Raw genomic sequence first — 8472 nt, forward strand, 5'->3', positions numbered from 1 at the left:
AGAATGGTTGACAAAATTTATTAATTTTCTTTTTTTTGCAAAAATATCAAGGAGTATTATATGCCTTATTGTGGTGATTGTGGTATACAATTCGGTGATCATTTAAAGTTTTGTCCACACTGTGGAGAGCCTAATGCTTTTCTGTCTGAGAAAATTGATAATAATACTGCAGAGAGTAAACTGTTTCCACAACAAACTTCAAGTGAATTTGTTACTCAGATCAGAAATGATAAGCATTTCTACGGTGTAGTCAATCTGGAGAATCTTCCTAAGGATCATGTGATTGATGAGCGTTATGAGATAAAGGAAAAACTAGGGCAGGGTGGTTTTGGTGCTGTATATCTGGTTTATGACATGGTGATGGAGATAGAAAAAGCCCTGAAGATCATACCGGAAGCAGTGAGTAGTGATAAAGAAGCGATGTTTGATTTGCAGCAAGAAGCCAGGACAATGATCACCTTGAACCATCCTAATATCGTGCGGGTTTATGATTTCCATAACTCAGGAAATATCAAGTTTATTGATATGGAATATGTGGATGGCAAAACACTTAGTGAAATAAAACTGGAATATCCGGATAAATGCGTGCCGGAAGAGAGAGTGAAAGAGCTTGCTATTAAGATAGCCGAAGGTATGGTGTATGCTCATGATAATAATGTATTGCATAAGGACATCAAACCGCAAAACATTAAGGTCAATTCCAAAGGTGAGATCAAGATAATGGATTTTGGCATAGCAGAAACCGTACGCACAAGCATGAGCAGATTGCAGAATTCTTCTTCATCGGGCACATTGGTGTATATGAGTCCTGAGCAGATACGAGGTAAGAATGTAGGCAGAGAATCAGACATCTATTCCTTTGGAGCATTGATTTATGAGTTATTATCTGGACATCCGCCTTTTTATAAGGGAGATATTAGTTATCAGATATTGAATGAAAAACCAGAACCATTAACTCCTGTATCATCTCAGCTCAATGACTTGATACTGAAATGTTTAGAGAAAGGTTACTCAAATCGATTCTTCAGCTTCAATGAGTTGAAAGCATCTATTGATCATAATAAATATAGTTCACATGTTAATACTATCTCAAAATCTGTAAATGGCTTTCAGGCTTCGAAGAAAATGGAACAAGTTGAAAAGGAATCTACCTCTTCTGATCATGACAAAAAAACAATATTTGATAAATTCATGAAGAATTTCTCTACGATTTGTTTAGCAATGATAATTATATTATTATTATCATCAGCATTTTTTTTCAGCTTATTGCCTTATAAAGTTAGTGAAATTCTGTATAAAATTTTGTTGATTGCAATGATAATTGTTATAATTAAAAGAAGAAAATTATTAAATGGTTTGGATATATCAATATATTGGTTCAGTTTAAGTATTTTGTTATATTTTGTATGTTATACATATTTAAATAGAATGTCATGGGAATTTTATCACATTATATCATCTATGAATTTCCTTTTATCGTCAATATGGGGGCTGTATTTACTGAGAAAGAGAAAGAAGAATATTACAGGGAATGAGATAGCAATTTACTGGTTTGGATTAAGTATCGTCATAACTTGTTTTGTAGCTTTTCCAATTTCTGCTTTCACTAATATATCAGTTTATCTATTTGTTATATTATTTATAATTCTTAGCATAATAAGCAGTATCGTAATCCTAACAAAAAGGAAGGGTACGAAAACAGGATTGGAGATTTTCATATATTGGTTTGGATTAAGTGTTGATGTAAGCTTATTGGGAATATTGTTAGAAGAATCATTTTTCAGCGCTTATGATATTTTTCTTTTTATTGGTCCTTTCATATCTATTTCGAGCGGGATGATCCTAATCACTTTAAAGCTATATAGAGTATTAAAGAAAAGAAGATTAGAACAATATTAGGAGAGATTATGCCCTTTTGCAATAAATGTGGAAATAAATTAACTAAAGAAGACGTATTCTGTCCCGAATGTGGAACACCTGTGAAAGCTGTAACCCCTGCCCCAAAGTTTGAGGAGCCAGTTCAAGATGAATTTAAAACTCAAATTCGTGCAGATAAGCATGTCTACGGTGTAGTCAATCTGGAGAATCTTCCTAAGGATCATATAATTGATGAGAGATATGAGATAAAGGAAAAACTGGGTCAGGGTGGATTTGGAGCGGTATATCTGGCTTATGATCAGGTGATGGGAATAGATAAAGCATTAAAGATCATACCGGAAGCAGTGAGTAGTGATAAAGAAGCTATGTTTGACTTGCAACAGGAAGCCAGGACTATGATTGCTTTGAATCATTCTAATATTGTGCGAGTTTATAATTTTCATAATTCGGGGAATATCAAATATATTGATATGGAATATGTGGATGGCAAAACCTTGAGCGAAATAAAGCTGGAATACCCTGATAAATGTGTACCGGAAGAAAGAGTAAAAAAGCTGGCTATTAAGATTGCGGAAGGCATGGCGTATGTTCATGAAAGTAATGTGTTGCATGAGGACATCAAACCGCAAAACATCAAAGAGAACAGCAAAGGCGAGATCAAGATCATGGATTTTGGTATAGCCGAAACAGTGCGCACCAGCATGAGCAGGTTGCAGAATTCTTCATCATCTGGGACATTGGTTTACATGAGTCCAGAGCAGATCTTAGGGAAGAATGTAGGCAGAGAATCAGATATTTATTCTTTTGGAGCTTTGATTTATGAGCTATTATCTGGGCATCCACCCTTTTATAGGGGTGACATCAGTTATCAGATACTGAATGTGCAGCAGGAAAAGCTAATTGGCATATCACAAAGCTTATCAAATACATTAGAAAAGTGCCTGGAGAAGGATTATCAGAATAGAATAAAAGATTTTGAATCTGTTATAATGACTTTACAATCAAGAAAAGATAAGGCAACTAATATCAAAATCATTAAAGATGAAACTGAACAAAAACCAGTTAAATTGACTAATATTGTTTCAGAATTTTCTGGTATTGAAATGGTTTATGTAGAGGGTGGAGAATTTGATATAGGATCGAATAATGGAGTAAAAGGTGAAACACCAGTTCATAGAGTCAAATTGGGCGATTTATTAATTGGGAAATACCCAATTACTCAAGAGCAATATGAAAAAGTGACTGGTAAGAATCCTTCAAGATTTAAAGGTATTGATAAAAATATGCCAGTAGAACGGGTAACCTGGTACGATGCTATAGATTTTTGCAATAAAATGAGTAAAATAGAAGGATTAAATCAATGTTATTCAATTTCAGATAACGATGTTATCTGTGATTTTGAACAAAATGGATATAGACTTCCTCTTGAGGCAGAATGGGGCTTTGCAGCACAAAGTGGTAATAATAAAGATTATTTTCATTTTTCTGGAAGTGAAAATATAGACTTAGTGTGTTGGTATAATGTAAATTCAAATTATCAACCCCAAAAAGTAGGACTGAAAAACCCTAATAAACTTGGGATTTATGATATGAGTGGAAATGTTTGGGAGTGGTGTTGGGATAGATTCGGAAATTTCAAACATACTTCTGAACATGGAGTAATGCGGTTACTTAAAGGAGGCAGTTGGCTTAGTAATGGAGAATTTTGTAAGATTGATTATCGTCTTGACAGCTATCCCAAAACTATCTATAGTAGTTTTGGATTTCGTTTAGTCAGAAATAAATAATATTTTATAAATGAAAAAAAACATGTAAATAAGGAATTATAATGCCTTTTTGCAAAAAATGTGGAAACAAATTAGAAAGTGATGCTGCATTCTGTCCCGAATGCGGCACCCCGACAAGTAATACTAAATCTTCGCAGAAAAAAGTAGAAGAAACAACGGATGATTACAAAACGCAACTACGTGGTAAACCTCAATCATACGGAGTGCTAAATCTTGAGAACCTACCAGAAGGTCACATCATTGATGAACGTTACGAAATAAAGGAGAAAGTAGGACAGGGTGGTTTTGGTGCAGTCTATCGGGTTTATGATAAAAAGATGAACATTGATAAAGCTTTAAAGATCATCCCTGAAGCGATAGTGAGTGATGAAGAAGCGATGGCAGACTTGCAGGCTGAAGCACGTACCATGATCTCACTCAATCACAACAGCATAGTTCGTGTATATGACTTCCATGATACCGGAGCAGTTAAATACATTGATATGGAATTCGTGGAAGGTAAAACACTCACCAAAGTTAAGCTGGAACATCCAAATAAACAAGTACCAGAAGTAAAAGTAAAAGAACTTGCCATTAAGATAGCAGATGGACTTGCTTATGCCCATTCAAAAGGAATCATTCATAAAGATATCAAACCTCAGAATGTGATGCTTAACAAAGATGGTGAGATCAAGATCATGGATTTTGGCATAGCAGAAACAGTGCGAACCAGCATGAGCCGCATCCAGAACAGTTCATCATCTGGCACATTGGTTTACATGAGTCCTGAACAGATCAAAGGAAAGGATGTTGGTAAAGAATCTGACATTTATTCCTTTGGAGCAATGCTCTATGAATTACTGTGCGGTCACCCTCCATTTTATAAAGGTGATGTAAATTTCCAGATTTTAAATGAAAAGCCAGAGTCATTAAATAATGTTTCAGAAGAATTTAAAGCAATAATCGATACCTGTCTTGAAAAAGATTACCGGGATAGATATTCAAACTTCGGTGAAATGTTTGACTTGCAATCTTATGAAGCTAAAATAAATTTGACTGATGAATCAGATAATTTAATGCAAGAAAAAAACAGAAATTATTCTTCAATCATGTCTTATGTAACTATCCTGTTTGAAACACAGCCAAAAGGTGCTTCAGTGATGATAGATGATGATATTATATTTGATGCACCTTTTAAGAGAAAACTGTCCCTTGGGAAACATAAGGTTTGGGTTCAATGTGATGGTTATTTCGATGTGACTGAAGAAATTATTGTAACTGAAAAATCTGAATCTTTTTTTGTGGATTTAAAATCAATATATGCTTCAATTTCTATCAAATCAAAAGTAAAGGATTTTCAGGTTTATTTGAATGAAGAAGAAATAAAATATTTTGACTCAATGATCACGGATTTAAACCCTAATTTTGATTATTCCTTTATGATAAAGCATGATGCTTGCTTTTATTATTTAGGAAATTATCGTCTATCCGAAGCTGAAAATAAAATGATCAAGTTTGATCCTGATGAATTTGGATTATTGAATATTACAACAGGTTATTGGTCTTTATTATTTACATCTGAAAGCGGAATTAAATTACCAGAAAACAATCAAATTAAATTAAAGCCAGGGAAATACAAAATAGAAGCTTCTATTGAAGATTTCCCAGAAATAACTGCTGTAATTTTCGCCAAAGAAACAAATATTATTGATTATGATGACTTAATACCCAAGAATAAATTAAGCATTGCCAAGGGAGATTTTGTTATAGAAGGAAAGCTCTATCATTTTGAAAGAGATGAATATCTTGACTTATCCACTGGAGAAGAATACGAAATATATCCAGGTAATGTGGAAATTAGACTAGATAAAAAATACTTTGTTGAAAACTTCAAATTAGAAATAATTCATAATATCGATATAGATATTTGTAAACTTGTAAGTGACAAAAGGAAGAAAACCTTATCAGGTTGTTTGGGAACATTAATAGGATTGTTTTTTTCCATATTTTCTTTGTTTTTCGGATTTGAGCATATAACAAATTCAAGTACATTGGGTGGATTAGTTTTTTTAATTATTGGTTTTGTTATCTTATTTGCATGTATAAGCTATATCATAGACCATCTAAAAAACATGTAATTTATTTGGAGAATCAAATGAGAAAAAGTAACCATAAACGCAAAATATTAGAGTTTATATGAATAAGGACAAATTAGTTTTTGAGGATAAAATGTTGTATTGTAAAAAATGTGGGAAGAAATTAGATGACGATGCAGCTTTTTGCCCGAAATGCGGGACACCAGCTATAAAAGAAGAAGCCATAATTCCAGAACCAGATAATAATATTTACCAAACGCAGATCAGGGGCAGCAAAGCATCTTATGGCGTCTTAAATTTGGAAAATTTGCCTGCAGGACACGTAATTGATGAACGTTACGAAATAAAGGAGAAAGTAGGCCAGGGTGGTTTTGGTGCTGTCTATCGGGTTTATGATAAAAAGATGAACATCGATAAAGCTTTAAAGATCATCCCTGAAGCGATAGTGAGTGATGAAGAAGCGATGGCAGACTTGCAGGCTGAAGCTCGCACCATGATCTCTCTCAATCATAACAGCATAGTGCGTGTTTATGACTTCCATGATATCGGAGCAGTTAAATACATTGATATGGAATTCGTGGAAGGCAAAACACTCACCAAATTAAAGCTGGAACATCCAAATAAACAAGTACCAGAATCCAAGGTAAAAGAACTTGCAATCAAGATAGCCGAAGGTATGGTCTATGCTCATTCCAAAGGAATCATCCATAAAGATATCAAACCTCAGAATGTAATGCTGAACAAAGATGGTGAAGTTAAGATAATGGATTTTGGTATTGCAGAGACAGTGCGCACCAGCATGAGCCGCCTGCAAAACTCCTCGTCATCTGGCACACTGGTTTACATGAGCCCGGAGCAGATCAACGGAGAAAACGTAGGAAAAGAATCTGATATATATTCATTCGGAGTAATGCTTTATGAATTGCTGAGCGGACATCCACCCTTTTATACCGGAGATATCAATTTTCAGATACTGACAAAACCAGCTAAAAGGTTAGAGCATATTTCATCTGATCTTGCTGATATTATTGCAAAATGCCTGGAAAAAGATTATAAAAACAGGTTCAAGGAATTTCTGAAAGTAAAAGACAGTCTTTCTGGTAACAAAGATGTTAGTAAGAAACCGCAAAAAGTTACAACAGTTGTTAAAATAAATCAAAAACCAACCGAAAAGCAGAGGAAGAAGATGCCTTTGTCACTGATCATCATCTTAGCCATTATAGTTTTAATGATCAGCGGATATCTACTCAAGCAGGCATTTCCAGAACCGGTGATGATCCCGGAAGTAACTGGTATGCAGTACGATGAAGCAAACCGATTACTTAAAGATAACGGACTTGAAAGCCGCAGAGGTGAAAGCATAAAGACATTTGCAGAACGTGATGATAAAGTAGCAGCCCAATATCCGGCTTCTCATAGCGAAGTGAAAAAAGGAACTGAATTACGGCTGGACGTCTATGATCTGTGGACAAAGCTGCCTGATGTAAATGGTAAATCACTCGATGCTGCCAGATCAGCTTTGAAAGAAAAAGGAATAATAGTAAAATCTACTAAAGAAGCCTTTCATCCGAAAATAAAAAAAGACAAGGTAATTGAAATCGATGGTGAACCAAATGAGCTGGCAGTAGGCAGCTCGGTTATATTATTACTCTCCAACGGAATAGAGATGATTCTGGTAAAAGGTGGGAGCTATAATATTGGATCGACAGATGGAGAAAGTGACTGGCTGCCAGTTCACCCTGTAACAGTGAACGATTTTTATATTGGCAAGTATGAGGTAACACAGGAGCAATATAAGAAGGTGATGGGGAATAATCCGTCACATTTCACAAGTTCAGTAAAGAATGTGCCAGTGGATAGTGTAAGCTGGTATAATGCAGTGGAGTTCTGTAATAAGCAGAGTGAGAAGGAAGGGCTTGAGAAGTGTTATTCTGGTTCAGGAGAAAATATCAAGTGTAATTTCAAAGCAAATGGCTATCGCTTGCCTACTGAAGCAGAATGGGAGTATGCAGCGAAAGGAGGTAATAAAAGCCAGAACTATAAATATGCAGGTAGTAATGATCCTGGTAAGGTAGCTTGGTATTCGGATAATTCAGGCAAAAAAACACATTCAGTTGGAGGTAAGCAGTCAAATGAACTGGGTATTTATGATATGAGTGGAAACGTCTGGGAATGGTGCTGGGATTTGTTTGGAGAAAGAAGGGCAGAGACTGATCCGGATGAAATTACAACGGGCTATGTGTATCTTACGGATCGGGATGGCAATATTGTTCCCCCCGACACGAGCTGGCAGTTGGCTTTACGTGCGTGTCGTGGTGGCGGCTGGAGCAGCGACGCCAGGGGCTGCAGGTCGGTTAGTCGTGACGATGGGGATTCCAGCCACAGCTACGACTGCATAGGCTTTCGCCTTGTCCGTAATCCAGATTAGAAGCAGGATTTACGGGATTGAATAGATTCTATGGATCAAGAATGTGCAGGATTAAGGTGGATAGTAAATTGAAATATTGAGTTGAGATGCGGTAGCAGATCGACTTAAGATCGGACTTAGTGGATGATTGTTCTCAAGTTCCCGATGAATGGGGACAGGCGTTTCCCCTGAGCACAGGTTCTTTACTCGATAACTTAGCGAGGAGATTATGACAATTCTGATTCAGACGAAGAAGGATATTTTGGAGTTGCTTATTATTAGTTTTAGGTTGGAGATGATTGACAGGATATGTAAATATTAGTAA

At 35.7% G+C, this 8472-nt stretch carries 4 protein-coding genes; all 4 read left to right on the forward strand.

All coding sequences use genetic code 11. The annotated features are described in order from the left end of the window. The first annotated feature begins 60 nt into the window (after positions 1 to 60). Genes RAO94_06105 through RAO94_06120 form a run of 4 tightly spaced genes read left to right on the forward strand, consistent with a single transcriptional unit; the run spans position 61 to position 8168 of the window. Entirely contained in the window at positions 61 to 1899 is a 1839-nt protein-coding gene (locus RAO94_06105; protein MDP8321905.1) for a protein kinase, read from the forward strand. An 8-nt stretch (positions 1900 to 1907) separates the two neighbouring features. Beyond that, positions 1908 to 3665: an SUMF1/EgtB/PvdO family nonheme iron enzyme gene (locus tag RAO94_06110; GenBank protein ID MDP8321906.1), complete on the forward strand. Its 1758-nt coding sequence runs from the start codon at positions 1908 to 1910 to the stop codon at positions 3663 to 3665. Between the two features lie 41 nt (positions 3666 to 3706). Next, positions 3707 to 5782, forward strand: a complete 2076-nt coding sequence (locus tag RAO94_06115; GenBank protein ID MDP8321907.1) for a serine/threonine-protein kinase — start codon at positions 3707 to 3709, stop codon at positions 5780 to 5782. Between the two features lie 58 nt (positions 5783 to 5840). Next, entirely contained in the window at positions 5841 to 8168 is a 2328-nt protein-coding gene (locus RAO94_06120; GenBank protein MDP8321908.1) for an SUMF1/EgtB/PvdO family nonheme iron enzyme, read from the forward strand. Positions 8169 to 8472: the final 304 nt, after the last annotated feature.

It is taken from the genome of Candidatus Stygibacter australis (genome assembly GCA_030765845.1).
In the GTDB taxonomy this organism is placed as follows: Bacteria; Cloacimonadota; Cloacimonadia; order Cloacimonadales; family TCS61; genus Stygibacter; species Stygibacter australis.

Coding starts and splice junctions, on each gene's coding strand:
- RAO94_06105 (MDP8321905.1), top strand. CDS start 61: ATGCCTTATTGTGGTGATTGTGGTATACAATTCGGTGATCATTTAAAG.
- RAO94_06110 (MDP8321906.1), top strand. CDS start 1,908: ATGCCCTTTTGCAATAAATGTGGAAATAAATTAACTAAAGAAGACGTA.
- RAO94_06115 (MDP8321907.1), top strand. CDS start 3,707: ATGCCTTTTTGCAAAAAATGTGGAAACAAATTAGAAAGTGATGCTGCA.
- RAO94_06120 (MDP8321908.1), top strand. CDS start 5,841: ATGAATAAGGACAAATTAGTTTTTGAGGATAAAATGTTGTATTGTAAA.